The organism is Pseudonocardia autotrophica, assembly GCF_003945385.1.
Classification (GTDB): domain Bacteria; phylum Actinomycetota; class Actinomycetes; order Mycobacteriales; family Pseudonocardiaceae; genus Pseudonocardia; species Pseudonocardia autotrophica.
This window is the reverse complement of the sequence record NZ_AP018920.1, coordinates 6,950,774-6,967,717: the sequence shown is the minus strand read 5'-3', so window position 1 is coordinate 6,967,717 and position 16,944 is coordinate 6,950,774. Positions and strand designations below refer to the sequence as shown.

Here is a 16,944-nt window from a genome sequence, read left to right as displayed (position 1 = left end):
GCTAGCTGACGCTGCCGAAGCAGGCCGGCGGGCGGCGATCGGCCCAAGGAGCGGCCCGTTCGATCTGCGCGGCGAGCCGGTACAGGATGTCCTCGCGCCCCTGAGCGGCGACGAACGAGACCCCCAGCGGCAGTCCGGCCGGGCTGACGTACAGCGGGAGCGAGATCGCGGGCTGGCCGGTCGCGTTCCAGACGTGGGTGATCGGAACGTAGCGGTAGTAGCGGTTCGCGACGTCCTCGAAGGTCTCACCCGGACGCATCCCGAGCTCACCGATCGCCGGCGCGACATCCGCCGTCGTGGGCACCACCAGGACGTCGTGCCCCGCCTCCCACCAGGCGGCGGTGTTCCGGCTGGCGGCGTTCCGCCAGTCGAGGTAGTCGAGGAAGTCGACAGCCGTGTTCCGTCGGCCGCGCTCGAGCATCGACCAGACCCATGGCGAGAAGTCCTCGGGGGTCAGCGCGCGTCCGATCGCCTGTTCCATCGTGTTCGCGGTCGAGGCCATGTAGGCGCTGCCCATTTCGAGGTAGCGGTTCGCGACCCCCTCGGTCTCCAGGAGGCTCGGGCGGGAGTCCTCCACCTCGTGCCCGAGCGATGTCAGCAGCTCCAGTGCCGTGTCCACCGCGTTCTCGGCATCAACGCTGAACGACGCGAGGTCGTCGGCCGTCTCGCGCAGATAGCCGATCCGCAACCTGCCGGGGTCGACCGTCAGTTCCTCGACGTAGGGCCGCGCCGGCGGAGGAGCCGGGTAGGGGTCACCGGGCATCGCACCACCGATGACGTCCATCGCCAGCGCAGAGTCCCGGACCGTGCGGGTCAGCGCTCCCTCCTCGGTGTGGCCGTTGGCGAACTCGCCGAAGGCCGGTCCCAGCGAGGTGCGTCCACGCGTCGCCTTGAGCCCGACCAGGCCGCACCACCCCGCCGGGATCCGGACCGAGCCGCCGGCGTCATTGCCGTGTGCGAGCGGGACCATCCCGGACGCGACGGCAACGGCGGAGCCGGTGCTCGATCCCCCGGCTGACCGGGACAGGTCCCAGGGATTCGGGGTGACTCCCCACGCGTCCGTCTCGGCCGAGACCGTGGCACCCCATTCCGGTGTCGCGGTCTGCCCGAGCCGGACGAGGCCGGAGTCGGTCAGCTTCTGCGCCACGTAGGAGGTGATCGGCGCGCGGAAGTCGAGGTCCTTGAGGACCTTCCAGCCCGAGCTCTGTGGTTCCCCGGCGAAAGTCTGGAGCAGGTCCTTGGCCACGTAGGGCACGCCGCGCAAGGGACCGTTCGGCAGTGACGCGTCGGCTGCTTCGGAGCGGGCCCGGTCGAAGCGCTCGTAGACCACAGCATTGAGGTGCGGGTTCAGCTTCTCGACCCTGGCGATGGCCGCGTCGACCAGCTCCGACGCCGACACCTCACCCTCGCGAACCAGGGCCGCCTGCGCCGTGGCATCGAGCCACGCGATCTCCTCGGTGTCCACCCGAACTCCCTCACCGTCGATGGGCTCGGTCGACCCGGCGTCGAGGACGCCATCGACCCCATGTGACCCGGGACGCTATTGGAGATTCACCGACATCGTCAAGACAGTGCTCATCTTGCTGTCAGCCGCCGACGGATGCCTTCATGAGACTCACAGATCTTCACTTAGAGTCGGCGCGGTTGCCGGGACATCCGTGCGGGGGGCGTCGGTCACCGGCACACCTCCCGGCCGTGCGGAGCGCCTCGCCGGTGGAGCCACGACGTCGCGCTCGCGCCCTCACCGGCTCAGGCCGAGGACCGCCTTCGCCAGGCAGGCGGTGTTGGTGATGTGACCCGGGAGCGACCGCAGAGCATGAATCCGGCAGAGGCTGTTCATGAGACAGAACGCGGCGTGAACCGTGACCGCCGCTTCGGCCTCGGTGAGGTCGGGACGGCTGCTCAGGACCAGGGCGACCCATTCGGCGACGTAGTCGCGCTGGGCGCGGTGAAGCCCACCGGAGTACTCGGGGGGCAGATGGAGCGTCTGGGTCACCAGGATGGCGATGATGTGCGGATTGCGTACGGAAAAATTTGCATAATGGGTGACGAGACGGTCGAGTGCATCGGTAGCGCTCGCGGCATGGGCCAGTGCCTCGTGCAGGCCCAGCCACAGTGCTTCGTTGCCGCGATGGAGAGCGGTGGCGAGTACTTCTGGCTTGCTGGCGAAATGGTTGTAGACGCTCGCTCCCGCGATTCCGGCAGCGGCGCCGATGTCGATCAGGCCGACGGACGGGTAGCCGCGCTCGGCGAACAGGCGACACGCGATCATGAGCAGTGCTTCTCGACGGGACGCCGGCTGCAGGCCCACCGATCCGTCGTCGACGACGGACTGGTCGTCGGGCAGGGCGACGGTCGAGACGGCGTCGACCGCCGTGGTCAGTATGTCGACGACGCTCCGATCGTCGAGGTCGGTGTGGTGATACGTGGGGCTGTCCAGGACCGACAGTGTCGCCCACGATCGCAAATCGGCCGCGTCGTCGATGCCGGCGCCGACCCGTTTCGCGAGACCGCGCACCCGATGCCGGAGGGTCCGCTGGTTCTCCACCGGAAGGTGCCCGACCTCGCGTTGCCACAGCACACCGAATTCGCGGTGCTTCAGCACGAATCCCGCAAGTTCGGTGATCAGATCTCCGTCGAGTGCTTCCATCTCGGCGAGCAGTACGTCGAGCACGGTGAGGAGCATCGATTCTTTGCTGCTGAAATGCCGGTATAGCGCGCTCGGCCCGATTCCGACGTCCGCCGCGATCTCCGCCATCGAGACACGGTGGTATCCGTCGAGGTAGAAGCGGTGGGCGGCCGCGGCAATGATGTGTGCGCGACGGTCGCGGGGGCGGCGCCCGGATCGGGTCTCGACGGTCACGGCTGCAGTATCCGCCATCGTCATCGCCCGGGCGGCGCGGCGGTGGCGACGTATGGCGGCTCATCCCAATCGGGGGTGTAGGAGTTGGGGTCTGAAGCCGCCGGTCTCGAGCAGGCTTCGGGCGATGTAGTTGGTCAGGTTGCGGAACCCGAGTGCGGAGCCGCGCAGGTGTTCGAGCCGTCCGTTGAGCGCCTCGGTCGGCCCGTTGCTGGTGCCGGGTCGTTCGAAGTAGGCGAGCACGTCGGCGGCTCGCTTCTTCAGGGTCCGGCCCAGGGTGGTGAGCTCGGTGAGCACCTTGGGGACGCCGGCGCTGAGGTCGGTGATCAGCTTCTCCATGAGCTCGCGGCCACGTTGCCGGTCCTCGTGGCGATAGGCGGCGATCATGCGCTGGTAGACACCCCAGGTCGCCTCGACCTCGACGTGAGCGTCATCAACGAACAGCGCGCGTAGCCTGTCGCTCTGCTTGTCGGTGAGCAGGTCCGCGCCGGTGTGCAGCGTGCGCCGCGACTTGTAGAGCGGGTCGTCCCTGAACCCACGGTGCCCGTGGATCGCGAGTTGGACCCGGCGCCGGCACCTGTCGAGGGCGTCACCGGCCAGGCGCACGACGTGGAAGGGATCCATCACCGTGACCGCGTCCGGGATCTCCTCCGCAGCGGCGGTCTTGAACCCGGTGAAGCCGTCCATCGCGACCACCTCGACCGCGTCACGGAAGGCGTCGTCGCGGTCGGCGAGCCAGGTCTTGAACGCCGCCTTCGACCGGCCCTCGACCATGTCCAGCAGCCTTGCTGGGCCGGCGCCATCGCGGACCGGGGTGAGGTCGATGATCACGGTGACGTACTTGTCGCCACGCCTGGTGTGGCGCCAGACGTGCTCATCGACGCCAATGACCTTCACGCCCTCGAACCGCGTGGGGTCGTTGATCAGCAGCCGATTGCCTTCGGCCAGGACCGCGTTGTTGGCGGTGTCCCACGCGACCCCGAGTCCCTCGGCGACACGGGCGACGGTGAGGTGTGCGACCACGATCCCTTCCAGCGCCCACCGCAACCCGGTGCGCGAGAGCTTCGCGCGTGGCTCCGCCGCGGCGCTGGTGTCTTGGCGCCACACGTGTCCGCAGTTGCCGCCGCTCATCTGAAAGTGACCACTGCTGATCAGTGGAAGTGACCACCCTTGCGACCCGCCGACTGAGATCCACCACCAGTAGGCGGGCCCCCTCGACGCTCCGGTTGAACCGGCCGGAAGTCGTCGAGGGAGCCCACTCGGGATGCTCGCATGGGAGTCGTACGTGGAAGCACAAGCACTACGCGCGCAGGGATGGACGATCTCCGCGATCGCCCGGCATCTGGGCGTCACACGGGTGACCGTGCGCCGCTATCTGAGCGGCGAACACACGCCGGGGCAGCGGGCCCGCAGCGTGCCGGATCCGTTCGAGGGGTTCGCCGAGTACTGCCGGCTGCGGCTCGGTGCGGACCCGCATCTGTGGGCGACCACGTTGTTCGACGAGGTCACCGCGCTGGGCTATGCGGGCTCGTATCCCTCGTTCACGCGCGCGCTGCGCGCCCGGGAGCTGCGCCCGGCCTGCGAGCCGTGTCGGTCGGGCAAGACCAGCCAGCGGGCGGTGATCGCCCATCCGCCGGGCGCCGAGACCCAGTGGGACTACCTGGAGCTGACCGACCCGCCCGCGCACTGGGGGTTCGCCGGCAGCGCGTTCGTGCTGCTCGGGGTGCTGGCGCACTCGAGCCGGTGGCGGGGCTGGATCACCGAGTCGCTCGATCAGCCGCACCTGATCGAAGGCCTCGACCAGGTCGTCGGCCGTCTCGGCGGGGTGACGCGGCGGTGGCGGTTCGACCGGATGTCCACGGTGTGTCATCCCGGCTCGGGCCGGCTCACGGTCAGCTTCGGACCGGTGGCGGTGCACTACCGGGTCGGGATCGACATCTGCCCGCCGCGGCACGCCTGGCGCAAGGGCGCGGTGGAGAAGAGCGCGCACGTGATCGCCCAACGCTGGTGGCGCACCCTGGCCGACGACACCACCCTCGCGGGGGCCCAGGCCGGGCTGGACCGGATCTGCGCCCGCCTCGACGGACGCCGCCGCGCCGACGCCGACGGGGGCAAGACGACCGTGGGCGCGCTGGCCGAGGCCGAGCCGTTGCGGGCGGCACCGGCGCCGCTGCCGGCGGTGCTGAGCGTCGAGCGCACCGTGTCCGAGCAGGCCCTGGTCGCGTTCCGCGGCAACCGCTACTCGATCCCACCCGGGCACACCGGCGAGATCGTGACCGTTCGCCACCAACTCGGCACCCCGGCACTGGACATCGCCACCGCACGCGGTGTCGCGCTGGCGCATCACCTGCGGTCCCCGGACGGAGCCGGCGCACTGGTGCGCCTCGACGAACACGTCGACGCCATGACCCGGGTGGTGCTCGCCGAGTTCACCGACCGCGCGCCCTGCCCGCGCAAGCACCGCCGCCCACCCACCGCCGACGCCCTGGCCGAAGCGGATCGGATCCGCCACGCCCAGGCCGGCCCGGCCAGCGGCGAGCAGGTCGTCATCGACTTCGACGCCTACGCCTCCGGCACCCGCCCGCTGCGCGGACGCGCCCACACCGGCGAGACCAGCGGACAGGATGGGCGGGAGAGCTCATGAACACCCACCGGCCCGACCATGCGGTCAACCAGGCTGAACCCGACGGCTCGAGCGAGGCGGCGACCTATCAGCGGCTGCGCGCTCACCTGGAGGTCCTCAAGCTGGGCACGGCCGCCGAGGCGTTGACCGGGGTGCTCGACGCCGCCCGCGCCGAGCAGCTCTCGCCCACCGCGGTGATGGAACGGCTGCTCGGGCTCGAGGTCTCCCACGCCGAGGCCCGTCGGTTGGCCGGCAGGTTGCGGTTCGCCTGCCTGCCGCACTCCTGGACCCTGGACGAGTTCGACTTCGCCGCCCAACCCGGGGTCGACGAGAAACTCGTGCGTGAGCTCGCGGCGCTGCGCTTCCTCGACGACGCCGGCAACGTCCTGTTCGTCGGTCCACCCGGCACCGGCAAGACGATGCTCGCGGTCGCACTCGCCCGGGCCGCGGTCGATGCCGGGCACCGGGTCTACTTCACCACCGCCGCCGAACTGGCCAAACGCTGCCGCAAGGCCGCCTTGGAAGGACGCTGGGCCACCGCGATGCGGTTCTACTGCGGCCCCCGGCTGCTGGTGATCGACGAGTTCGCCTACTCCCGCACCGCGCCGGACCCGGACGCGAACGCCGCCCTGTTCGAGGTGATCAACCGCCGCTATCTGAAGTCGTCGACGATCGTGACCAGCCACGCCGGAGTGGCCAGCTGGGGTGACCGGCTGGCCGACCCGATGCTGGCCGCCGCGCTGCTCGACCGGCTGCTGCACCGGGGCATCGTCGTCGCCATCGACGGGCCCTCCTACCGGATGCGGGCCCACCAGCAACGCAGTAACCAACTCCGGCTGGCGCTCGGCGAGCACGACCCGACCGGGCAGGGCCGATCATGACCATCCTGGGCGAGCACCCCTGCCCGGCCTGCGGCCGGCAGGTCACCGTGACCCGACGCAACCCCAACCGCCGGTTCTGCTCCTCGCGCTGTCGAGCCGCGCATCACCGCGACCACCCGCACACCGCCCCGGACGTCGTCCCGGACGCCGTTCCCGGCTCGTTCAACACCGCGAACGCCGTCACGCGCGATGCCCTCACCAGCCCGAACGGCGACCACGCCGTTCCCGACGCCGTCCCGAACGCCGTCCCACCCGGGCACGCCGTTCCCGCCGCGAACGGCGTCCAACGCTGCCCGCACTGCCGCACCGAGCTGGCCGTCATCACCGTCGTCGTCCCCGCCGGCGCCGCCCACATCCGCACCCCGGAGGTGACCCACATGACCCCGACCTGACCACTACTCTGGCCGCGCCAGGGTGGTCACTTCCACCGATCAGAACTGGTCATTTTCGCTGAGCGCCAGCACAGTCGGCACAGCGGTAGCGGCGCACTACAACTTCCAGCACGGTCGGTCGCCAGCCCAGCGGCTCGTGGGCCAACCGCCGGATCACGGTGTCACGAGCAGCGCCTTCGCTGCCGCACCGTCGGCAAGACTGATCTGGTTCCACCACGCGGCACGCGAGGACCGCACGATCCGGTTCAAGTCGTTGCCCGGTCACGCTCAGACCGAGGCCGTCGAGTCGAGCGAAGGCGGTCAGGTCAGGGCGGCCGAAGCCGGCCGGCGGGGTAGCGTCGGACACGTCGAGGTCTTTCGGATGGATGGCGTAGGAACCTCCATCGTCGGGAGACCTCGACGTCTATCTGCGGACCGACGCGCCGACCTACACCCTCATCTGGGAAGAGCCTGATTAGGTCGTCGGTTCGATTCCGACAGGCGGCTCCGGCGAACAGCCCCTGACCTGCGCAAACGCAGGGCAGGGGCGGTTCGGTTCTGGTGGTCGCGCAATGCGCTGGCCTCACGGCTCTGCCCGACACCGACGTCGCTCTCCTCTGCGACGGACCCCTCGCCGGCTGAGCGCTCGCGGCCGGCATCCTGTCCGTGTGCCGATATGCCTCGCTCCGCTCGGCAACGCAGCGTGGCGTTGTGTCGCGACCTGGACGTGCGAGGTGTCAACGGTGCGTCGGCGCAGCGATCGTTGTGTGCGCAGCGAGATGCTCCATGCCGCACGCGCGGCGCGCACGAACGCAACGCCCCGGAACGCCAACGACCCGTCATCGCTGCGACGCGCAACGCGTCTCCCGTCACGGCAACGGATCGCAACCACGACCCGTCCACGGCGCCTCGCGGGACGGAGGGCAAGTTGACACAGTTGCGCTGCCATGGAACCGGCGCTGGGTGGCGTCCCCGTTGGTGGTGGAAGTAGCGGCCCTGTCCGGCGTGGCTGACTTCGTAGGAGGGGCCACCGCGTGAGTCTCTGCGTGTACCCGCCAAGGAACACGTAGAGAGGTGCCACGCGATGGCCCTGGACCAGTCTGCCCTGCTCGAAGTCCTCGATGCACTCAAGGTCGCCGATGTCGGTGACCGTGTCCGCACTGCCGCGGAGACGATCTATCAGGCGTTGATCGAAGCCGAGCTCACCGACACGATCGGCGCTGCGCTGCACGAACGCAGCGATGCCCGCACTGCCCAGCGCAACGGGCACCGCACCCGTACCCTGTCGACCACCGCCGGCGATTTGGAGCTGCGGATCCCCAAGCTGCGCACCGGGAGCTTCTTCCCGTCGCTGCTCGAGCGCCGACGCCGGGTCGACCGGGCGTTGTTCGCGGTGGTGATGGAGGCCTACCTGCACGGCGTCTCGACCAGGAAGGTCGACGACCTGGTCAAGGCCCTCGGCGCCGACTCCGGGATCTCCAAGTCCGAGGTCTCACGGATCTGCGCCGACCTCGACACCGAAGTCGGAGCGTTCCGCGACCGCTCGCTGGCCGAGCAGCGCTTCCCCTACGTGTTCCTCGACGCCACTTACTGCAAGGCCCGGGTGAATCACCGCGTGGTCTCTCAGGCGGTGGTGATCGCCACCGGTGTCCGCGCCGATGGCTGGCGGGAAGTTCTCGGGTTCGCCGTCGGCGACTCCGAGGACGGGGCGTTCTGGACCGCGTTTTTGCGCAGCCTCAAGGCCCGCGGCCTCGGCGGGGTGCAACTGGTGATCTCCGATGCCCACACCGGGCTCACCCAGGCCATCTCGGCGGTGCTGCTCGGCGCGGCCTGGCAGCGCTGCCGGGTGCACTTCCTGCGCAACGTCCTGGCCCAGGTCCCCAAGGGCAACGCCGAGATGGTCGCCGCCGCGATCCGCACGATCTTCGCCCAGCCCAAGGCCGACATGGTCCGCGACCAGCTCAACGTGATCGCAGGGATGCTCGGCCGCCAATCAGCGAAGGTCGAGACCATGCTGCGCGACGCCGCCCCTGACCTGCTGGCCTTCGCCGATTTCCCTGCCGCGCACTGGAAGAAGATCTGGTCGACCAACCCGCTGGAACGGCTGAACAAGGAGGTCAAACGCCGCACCGACGTGGTCGGGGTGTTCCCCAACCCCGAAGCGCTGCTGCGCCTGGCCGGCGCCGTCCTGGTCGAAGCCCACGACGAATGGCAAGCCGGTGACCGCCGCTACCTCGGCGAAGCCACCATGGCACTACTCGCCCCGCCACCGGCCGGCGACCAACCAGTGGCAGGACCCGAACTCATCACGGCATGATCTGACCTGCAGAGACCCTCGCGAGCGACTTACACCAACCGAGGGGACGTCACCCCGCGCGCGCCGCGCCTGGCTCTCTCGATGACCACCGGTGAAACAGTGCCGCTCCAGGCTTGCGCCTGGTGTTGCCTGGCCTCCTCGTGATCGGCCCGTCGGGGATCGTCAACGTGGTGCGGGTGTCGAGGCGGTCGGGTCCGACGGCTCGGCGGGGCGCGATCGTCTCGTGCGTTGGCGGACTACGGGAGCTTGGACGCGAGGACGTCGGCCGCCAGGATCTCGGGTGCTGCGCCGAGGAGGTGCTGGTTGGCCATCAGGGCTGCGACGATGGCGCCGTTGGCGTGGGCGTCGCGAGCGGCCTCGTCGGGGAATGCATCGAAGATCCAGAAGGTGTCGGCGTGGGTCCTAGCCGCGAACCAGACAATCGTTCCTACTTCTTCGTTGGCGAGTGCGACAGCGCCAGCGAGCAGATCGGCGAGCGCGTCGTGCTGTCCATCGGCCGCGACGATCTTGGCGACGAAGGCATACGGAAGTGATGCGGGTGTGGACATGAGGGGTTCTCCTTGAAGTCGGGGTTCTTCGTGGGGCGAGTTCAGCGTATGACGAGCGAGGGCCGGTGGGGAGTGGCGTATACGGCAGTATTGCTATTGTTCGCGCCATGCGTATCGGACTGATCGCGATCGACGGCTGCTTCGGTTCGGCGGTCGCGTCGGTCATCGACATCGTGCGGGTGGCCGACGGAGCCCGCGGCGATGTCGACCCGCGGATCGACCCGATCGAACTCGCCATCCTCGGACCGAAACGGCGAGTGACCACGACGGCATCGATGACCCTGTCGGTGGACCACCCGCTGTCGGAGTCCGGAGAGTTCGACGTGGTCGTCGTCCCTGCGCTTGGAACCCTCACGGCCGCCGCGACCCACGACGCCCTCCAGAGCCGAGATGCTCGTTCGGTCATCGCCTCACTCGGGCGCCTCGACGACGCGACCACCCGGATCGCCGCGGCGTGCACCGGCGTGTTCGCCGTCGCCGAGACCGGACGGATGCATCATCGGCGGGCGACGACCAGCTGGTTCCTGGGGCCGGAGTTCCTGAAGCGCTATCCGACCGTCGCCCTCGATCTCGACACCATGGTCGTGGTCGACGGGAACCTCGTCACCGCCGGCGCCGCCTTCGCCCACATCGACCTCGCGCTCTCACTCGTGCGATCGATCAGCCCCGACCTGGCCCAACATGTCGCCAAGCTCCTCATCATCGACGAGCGCCCGTCGCAGGTGGCCTTCGTCGCCTACGAACATCTCCGGCACGAGGACCCGATCGTCGTCGAGTTCGAACGCTTCGTGCGCGTCCGCCTGGACGAACCGTTCAACGTCGCCGTCGTCGCGCAGTCGCTCGGCACCAGCCGGCGCACCCTCGAACGACGAGTCCGTGCGGCGCTCAACCTCACTCCGCTCGGCTTCGTCCAACGGCTTCGCATCGAACGAGCTCGGCACCTCTCAGCAACCACGGACCTCACCTCCGCCGAGATCGCGCGACGGGTCGGCTACGCGAACGCCGAGACTCTGCGGGTCAAGTCCGCTGGCGTGGTGTGTGACGACTACCGCGTGATCTTCTAGTTCTGTCAGGCGCTGAGCGCCGGGATCGTGTCTGTTGAGGTCACCTCCTCGCTGCTGGAGCCGGTGCCGGGGACTGCGGTGACGCGGGAGCGGGCGAGGACCTCGAGGCCGAGGTAGCGGCGTCCCTCGGCCCATTCGTCGTGTTGCTCGGCCAGCACGGCGCCGACGAGACGGATCAGCGAGTTGCGGTCCGGGAAGATGCCGACGACGTCGGTGCGACGCCGGATCTCGCGGTTGAGTCGCTCGGAGGGGTTGTTCGACCAGATCTGTCGCCAGACCTCTTTCGGGAAGCTGGTGAAGGCCAGGACGTCGGCGCGGGCGGTGTCGAGGTGCTCGGACACCGTCGGGAGTTTCTCCGCCACGCCGTCGAGGACCCGGTCGAACTGGGCGTGAACGCTGGTGGCGTCGGGCTGGTCGTAGACCGAGTGCAGCAGCGCCCGCACCCACGGCCAGCTGGACTTGGGGGTAGCGGCCATCAGGTTCGCCGCGTAGTGCGTCCTGCAGCGCTGCCAGGCAGCGCCGGGCAGGGTGGCGCCGATCGCGTGGACGAGCCCGGCATGAGCGTCGCTGGTGACCAGCCGGACCCCGGACAGGCCGCGGGCGGTCAGGTCTCGGAAGAACCCGAGCCAGCCGGCTCCGTCCTCGGCGGAGGTGACCTGCAGGCCGAGGATCTCCCGGTGCCCGTCAGCGTTGACGCCGGTGGCCAGCAGAGCGTGCACGTTGACCACCCGCCCGCCCTCACGCACCTTCAAGACCAGGGCGTCGGCGGCGATGAAGGTGTACGGGCCCTGGTCGAGCGGGCGGGTCCGGAACTGCTCGACCTGGCCGTCGAGGTCTCGGGCCATCTCCGAGACTTGCGACTTCGACAGTCTGGTGATCCCGAGGGACTCGACGAGCTTCTCCATCCGCCGCGTCGACACCCCGAGCAGATAGCAGGTCGCGACCACCGTCGTGAGTGCCCGCTCCGCCCGGCGGCGACGTTCCAGCAACCAGTCGGGGAAGTAGGAACCGTTGCGCAGCTTCGGGATCGCTACGTCGATGGTGCCCGCGCGGGTGTCGAAGTCACGGTGTCGGTAGCCGTTGCGGATGTTCGTGCGGGCCTCGCTGCGCTCGCCCCACGCTGCCCCGCACACTGCGTCGGCATCGGCGGACATGAGTGTGTTGATGAACGTGGTGAGCATCTGGCGCAGCAGATCGGGACTCGCCTGGGACAGCTGCTCGTGCAGGAACTCGGAGGGGTCGATACTGGAGGGTGCGGTCATCGCGTGGAACTCCTGAAGCACTGTGGAAGGTCTCCAGAAGATCACGCGGTGGCCGCCCCACACCTCGACGCCACGGCCCTGACCAGGACCGGGTCGCACACCACCTTGGTGGACGCCACTACTCTGCGCTCCCTCCTGCGCAGGGAGCGACGCCGTTCCTGACCTATCGCCATGCCTGTAGCCGGTGTCCTAGCGCTCGGTTGGAACCACCGGTGACGTCCCCTCGGTTGGTGTAAGTCGCTCGCGAGGGTCTCTGCAGGTCAGATCATGCCGTGATGAGTTCGGGTCCTGCCACTGGTTGGTCGCCGGCCGGTGGCGGGGCGAGTAGTGCCATGGTGGCTTCGCCGAGGTAGCGGCGGTCACCGGCTTGCCATTCGTCGTGGGCTTCGACCAGGACGGCGCCGGCCAGGCGCAGCAGCGCTTCGGGGTTGGGGAACACCCCGACCACGTCGGTGCGGCGTTTGACCTCCTTGTTCAGCCGTTCCAGCGGGTTGGTCGACCAGATCTTCTTCCAGTGCGCGGCAGGGAAATCGGCGAAGGCCAGCAGGTCAGGGGCGGCGTCGCGCAGCATGGTCTCGACCTTCGCTGATTGGCGGCCGAGCATCCCTGCGATCACGTTGAGCTGGTCGCGGACCATGTCGGCCTTGGGCTGGGCGAAGATCGTGCGGATCGCGGCGGCGACCATCTCGGCGTTGCCCTTGGGGACCTGGGCCAGGACGTTGCGCAGGAAGTGCACCCGGCAGCGCTGCCAGGCCGCGCCGAGCAGCACCGCCGAGATGGCCTGGGTGAGCCCGGTGTGGGCATCGGAGATCACCAGTTGCACCCCGCCGAGGCCGCGGGCTTTGAGGCTGCGCAAAAACGCGGTCCAGAACGCCCCGTCCTCGGAGTCGCCGACGGCGAACCCGAGAACTTCCCGCCAGCCATCGGCGCGGACACCGGTGGCGATCACCACCGCCTGAGAGACCACGCGGTGATTCACCCGGGCCTTGCAGTAAGTGGCGTCGAGGAACACGTAGGGGAAGCGCTGCTCGGCCAGCGAGCGGTCGCGGAACGCTCCGACTTCGGTGTCGAGGTCGGCGCAGATCCGTGAGACCTCGGACTTGGAGATCCCGGAGTCGGCGCCGAGGGCCTTGACCAGGTCGTCGACCTTCCTGGTCGAGACGCCGTGCAGGTAGGCCTCCATCACCACCGCGAACAACGCCCGGTCGACCCGGCGTCGGCGCTCGAGCAGCGACGGGAAGAAGCTCCCGGTGCGCAGCTTGGGGATCCGCAGCTCCAAATCGCCGGCGGTGGTCGACAGGGTACGGGTGCGGTGCCCGTTGCGCTGGGCAGTGCGGGCATCGCTGCGTTCGTGCAGCGCAGCGCCGATCGTGTCGGTGAGCTCGGCTTCGATCAACGCCTGATAGATCGTCTCCGCGGCAGTGCGGACACGGTCACCGACATCGGCGACCTTGAGTGCATCGAGGACTTCGAGCAGGGCAGACTGGTCCAGGGCCATCGCGTGGCACCTCTCTACGTGTTCCTTGGCGGGTACACGCAGAGACTCACGCGGTGGCCCCTCCTACGAAGTCAGCCACGCCGGACAGGGCCGCTACTTCCACCACCAACGGGGACGCCACCGAACCACCTCTCAGCACGTCGCGTCGACGCTCCTGCGTCGCCCCTGGACGACCCACTCGACACGCCCGCAGCACAGGCCATGTGACGTGCCCCGGCTTCCCGGACGGTCGGGGTTGGGTGGCTGTGATGTCGCTGCGTTCTCGTCGAGGGGGTCAGCAGACCCGATCAGGGTCGATTGGGATGAGCCGCGAAGGCGGTCAGGTCAGGGCGGCCGAACCCGGCCGGCGGGGTAGCGTCGGACACGTCGAGGTCTTTCGGATGGATGGCGTAGGAACCTCCATCGTCGGGAGACCTCGACGTCTATCTGCGGACCGACGCGCCCGGCCGACCTACACCCTCATCTGGGAAGAGCCCGTATGGCGGCCTGGGAGCCGTCGCTCCTGACGCGACGGGAAGCCTCGGAGGCCGGGGCGTCACGCGCCGGCGGCCCGACGGATGCGGCGCGCGCCGGAGCGCGGGACGCAGCTGCTCTCGTGGGGAAAACTTCTGAGGATTCTGTGATCCAGCATGCTTGCTGGTCGAAGCCTGGCGTGCTTCCCTAGGATAGCTATTTGCCATTCACATGATGACCGTGGGTGGCTGCCCGGGAGGGCGACGCCGGGGTCAGGGATCTGGTCGGGCGTCGCCCGGCGACGCGTGACCTCGCTGCTCGCTCTTCACCTCGCATCCGTGTACACGACCAGTTTGGGAATGACCATGACCCGAGTCGCCATCGTCGGCGGAGCTCGAACCCCCGTCGCGAAGATGGGGCGTGCCTACCGTGACGTCCACCCCGCAGACCTTCTCGCCGTCTCGATCGGAGCTGCCCTCTCCGACGCGGGCGTCGAGGCCGGCAGAGTCGATCAGGCGCTGTTCGGGGCCACCGGACAAGCCGGTGGTCAGGCGCAGAACGTCGGGCGGAACGCGTGGCTCGCCGCCGGCCTCCCCCACGAGGTTCCGGCGATGACCATGGACGCGCAGTGTCCGTCGAGTCACCTGGCAGCCCACCTGGGAGCCGCGACGATCGCGAGCGGTGACGCGTCGGTCGTAGTGGTGGGCGGAGTCGAGTCACTGACGCGAGTGCCCATGTTCACGACTGCGCAGGCCGGGCTGGATCGACCGATCCCGGCAACCCTCACGGAGCGATGGGACATGCCGCACCAGGGCGAGTCCGCCGAACGCGCCGCCGACAGGTACGCGATCTCGCGTCGAGCGTGCGACGAGTACGGGGTCCGGTCCCACCAGGCAGCAGCTGCTGCCTGGAAGGCCGGCCGGTTCGACGACGAAGCCACCTTCGTCCGGGCCGACGGAGCACCCCTGCTCCGGTCCGACGAGGGGGTGCGCGCCGACTCCGACATCGTCAAGGCGAGCGCGCTTTCCCCGGTGTATCGACCGGATGGGGTGAACACCGCAGCGAACTCGAGCCAGCTGTCCGACGGAAGCGCCGCGCTCGTCCTCGCCTCCGAGGAGATGTGCGAGCGAGACGGCCTCTCACCACTGGCCTGGATCAGGTCGGCGACCTGGGTCGGCAATGACCCCGACATCATCTTCGACGGGCCCGTCGACGCCACCGAGAAGGTCCTGGATCGCGCGGGAATCAGGACCGAGGACATCGCTCTGGCAGAGGTCCATGAGGCATATGCCGTTCCGGTACTGATCTGGCAGCAGCACTTCGGTTTCGATCTCGACCGCATCAACGTCGACGGCGGTGCGATCAGCATCGGGCACCCGTTCGGGGCGTCCGGAGCGCGGCAGATGCTCCACCTCGCCCATGCTCTCCGGCATGCCGGCGGCGGGCTCGGTCTCGCGACGATGTGCGGCGGCGGCGGAGTGGCCACGGCGACGATCATCGAGTCTGCTGTTTAGGCGGTTCGGGCGGGGGCGAACCGGCCGGTCGCGACGAGCACGACGACCAGCACCAGGGGCACGATCCAGCCGCTCCAGCCGAGGATCGTCGCCTGTGTGGTGTCGATGGTCGCACCGGCCTGGGAGAACAGCAGGAACGACCCGGCAGTGGCGTTGAACGCCGAGTGTCCGAGGGCGGCGGGCCACACCGACCCGGACCGCAGTCGCAGCCAGCCCAGGATCGCGCCGACCAGGACGCACATCGCCGACATCGCGGCGATGGCGAGCCAGCCCGGGGCGTCCGGGTAGTTGTAACCGAGCAGCAGGACCGGGGCGTGCCAGGTCCCCCAGATCACCCCGGAGACCAGGATCGCCGGCACCGGCCCCAGCGGCATCAGCTTCGGCAGCAGCCAGCCCCGCCAACCGATCTCCTCACCGAGCGCCGGCAGTACCCCGACGAACGCCGCCAGCGGGATCAGTGCAATCTGCACGGCAGCGAGCACGCCGAGCGACCCGGGTACCTGCCCGGATCCCACCTGGTCCGCCAGCGTCTGCCGGAACCCGGACAGGCCGGTGAAGTCGGCCGGATAGACCCCGATCAGCGCGCCCACCGGGAGTGACACCAGGACCACCGCCATGCAGACGGCGATCCCGGCCGCGATCCAGCCGAAGAGCCTTCCCACCGGACGCAGCGGCCACAGTCCGAGTGCCCGTGCCCGGTGTGCGGGTCGCTCCACGAGGAACACCACGACGACGGCGGCGATCGCCGGGGTCACCATCATCAGCATCGCCGTCGGGGTGAACACGGGATCGGCGAGACCATCACCGAGCCAGAGCGGCAGCGCGACGAGCCAGGCCAGCCCGAACGCCAGCACGAGGAACACGGCGATCGACCGCAGGTCGCGCCGCTCGATGCGCCCGGCGGCCGGACGCGTGACCGGCCCGGCGGCCGGGACGGTGCTCACGAGGTCTCCTGCGGGCGGATGAACAGACCGGCGATGCTGCGGTCGTCGCGGTAGCTGATCCGGGCGGTGTAGTCGCCCGCCTCCATGCAGAGCCGGGTGTCGGTGACGGTCACGTCCCCGGCGCGGACGACCTCGGGCGCCCCGTGCTCCTCGAATGCGCCGGACAGGCCGATGATCTGCGCCCACGCGGCGGCGAGCGAGTCCTCGGACAGGCCGTCGCGCATCGTCGCGTCGAACCGGGCGGTGACCTGCGGCCAGCGCCCGGCGGCCAGGTCCTCGATGGTCGCGACGGCCAGTTCGGCGGCGCCGGGCAGTGGGGCGGTGTTCATGGGTTCTCCCGTTCTGGGGTCGAGCGGTTTGCCGTAGCGCTGGAAGGCCGCCTGCCGGGACACTCCGAGCACGTCGCCGATGCTCTGCCACGTCGCGCCCGCCTGCCGGGCCTCCTGCACCACGACGCGCACGACGTCCTCGGCGGCGGCCCGGACGTCGAGGGCGTGCGCAATGGGTCCCGCCGGATCGCCGTCCGCGGTCAGGACGCGAGCCGCCAGCAGGGCGTCGGAGCGAGCCCTCAGCTCGCTCACCGCATCTGTCAACGTCACCTTCACGTTG

General features: G+C 69.4%; 13 protein-coding genes and 2 pseudogenes. 6 read left to right on the top strand and 9 right to left on the bottom strand.

Going from position 1 to position 16,944, the window contains the following annotated elements; genetic code table 11:
• Nucleotide 1: 1 nt before the first annotated feature.
• The 3 genes and pseudogenes from Pdca_RS32480 to Pdca_RS32470 form a co-directional block, all read right to left on the bottom strand.
• On the bottom strand, nucleotides 2-1,465 hold the full coding sequence (locus Pdca_RS32480; RefSeq protein WP_158092240.1) for an amidase: 1,464 nt from the start codon (nucleotides 1,463-1,465) through the stop codon (nucleotides 2-4).
• 276 nt (nucleotides 1,466-1,741) lie between these two features.
• Nucleotides 1,742-2,863 carry a TetR/AcrR family transcriptional regulator gene (locus Pdca_RS32475; RefSeq protein ID WP_158092239.1) on the bottom strand — a complete coding sequence of 374 codons (1,122 nt, stop codon included), beginning with the start codon at nucleotides 2,861-2,863 and terminating at the stop codon, nucleotides 1,742-1,744.
• Between the two features lie 60 nt (nucleotides 2,864-2,923).
• Nucleotides 2,924-3,976 (bottom strand): annotated as a pseudogene (locus tag Pdca_RS32470) (ISL3-like element ISPfr2 family transposase); the annotation flags it as partial.
• 148 nt (nucleotides 3,977-4,124) lie between these two features.
• Here Pdca_RS32470 and Pdca_RS32465 point away from each other — a divergent pair.
• From Pdca_RS32465 to yacG, 3 genes are read left to right on the top strand one after another with little or no spacing between them, the layout of a single operon-like run.
• Nucleotides 4,125-5,504: a Mu transposase domain-containing protein gene (locus Pdca_RS32465; protein WP_085916918.1), complete on the top strand. Its 1,380-nt coding sequence runs from the start codon at nucleotides 4,125-4,127 to the stop codon at nucleotides 5,502-5,504.
• A complete protein-coding gene (gene istB / locus Pdca_RS32460; RefSeq protein WP_085916919.1) occupies nucleotides 5,501-6,364 on the top strand; it encodes an IS21-like element helper ATPase IstB in 864 nt (287 codons plus the stop codon). The genes Pdca_RS32465 and istB overlap by 4 nt, the downstream gene beginning before the upstream one ends.
• On the top strand, nucleotides 6,361-6,756 hold the full coding sequence (gene yacG, locus Pdca_RS32455) for a DNA gyrase inhibitor YacG (RefSeq protein ID WP_085916920.1): 396 nt from the start codon (nucleotides 6,361-6,363) through the stop codon (nucleotides 6,754-6,756). Before istB ends, yacG begins: the two co-directional genes overlap by 4 nt.
• A 52-nt stretch (nucleotides 6,757-6,808) precedes the next feature.
• On the opposite strand, the pseudogene Pdca_RS32450 reads toward yacG, so the two are convergent.
• Nucleotides 6,809-7,102, bottom strand: a pseudogene (locus Pdca_RS32450) (transposase family protein); the annotation flags it as partial.
• 717 nt (nucleotides 7,103-7,819) lie between these two features.
• Here Pdca_RS32450 and Pdca_RS32445 point away from each other — a divergent pair.
• Nucleotides 7,820-9,052: an IS256 family transposase gene (locus Pdca_RS32445; protein WP_125911554.1), complete on the top strand. Its 1,233-nt coding sequence runs from the start codon at nucleotides 7,820-7,822 to the stop codon at nucleotides 9,050-9,052.
• Between the two features lie 236 nt (nucleotides 9,053-9,288).
• Here the strand turns inward: Pdca_RS32445 and Pdca_RS32440 are convergent, their stop codons facing one another.
• The gene (locus tag Pdca_RS32440; protein WP_006247389.1) at nucleotides 9,289-9,600 is read right to left on the bottom strand and encodes a putative quinol monooxygenase; all 312 of its coding nucleotides are present in this window, start codon (nucleotides 9,598-9,600) and stop codon (nucleotides 9,289-9,291) included.
• Between the two features lie 65 nt (nucleotides 9,601-9,665).
• Here Pdca_RS32440 and Pdca_RS32435 point away from each other — a divergent pair, with 65 nt between their 5' ends.
• Nucleotides 9,666-10,664: a GlxA family transcriptional regulator gene (locus Pdca_RS32435; protein WP_456300192.1), complete on the top strand. Its 999-nt coding sequence runs from the start codon at nucleotides 9,666-9,668 to the stop codon at nucleotides 10,662-10,664.
• A gap of 5 nt (nucleotides 10,665-10,669) precedes the next feature.
• Here the strand turns inward: Pdca_RS32435 and Pdca_RS32430 are convergent, their stop codons facing one another.
• Both Pdca_RS32430 and Pdca_RS32425 read right to left on the bottom strand, forming a co-directional pair.
• Nucleotides 10,670-11,926, bottom strand: coding sequence for an IS256 family transposase (locus Pdca_RS32430; protein ID WP_125911373.1), 1,257 nt, complete (start codon nucleotides 11,924-11,926; stop codon nucleotides 10,670-10,672).
• Nucleotides 11,927-12,191: 265 nt separating this feature from the next.
• Entirely contained in the window at nucleotides 12,192-13,424 is a 1,233-nt protein-coding gene (locus Pdca_RS32425; protein WP_125911554.1) for an IS256 family transposase, read from the bottom strand.
• Between the two features lie 818 nt (nucleotides 13,425-14,242).
• Between Pdca_RS32425 and Pdca_RS32410 the strand changes: the two genes are divergently transcribed.
• Nucleotides 14,243-15,391 (top strand): thiolase family protein, encoded by a 1,149-nt coding sequence (locus Pdca_RS32410; RefSeq protein WP_158092317.1) that lies wholly within the window; start codon nucleotides 14,243-14,245, stop codon nucleotides 15,389-15,391.
• Here the strand turns inward: Pdca_RS32410 and Pdca_RS32405 are convergent.
• Entirely contained in the window at nucleotides 15,388-16,335 is a 948-nt protein-coding gene (locus tag Pdca_RS32405) for a CPBP family intramembrane glutamic endopeptidase (RefSeq protein WP_197719870.1), read from the bottom strand. The genes Pdca_RS32410 and Pdca_RS32405 overlap by 4 nt on opposite strands.
• The gene (locus tag Pdca_RS32400) at nucleotides 16,332-16,940 is read right to left on the bottom strand and encodes a DUF3887 domain-containing protein (RefSeq protein WP_197719869.1); all 609 of its coding nucleotides are present in this window, start codon (nucleotides 16,938-16,940) and stop codon (nucleotides 16,332-16,334) included. The genes Pdca_RS32405 and Pdca_RS32400 overlap by 4 nt, the downstream gene beginning before the upstream one ends.
• Nucleotides 16,941-16,944: the final 4 nt, after the last annotated feature.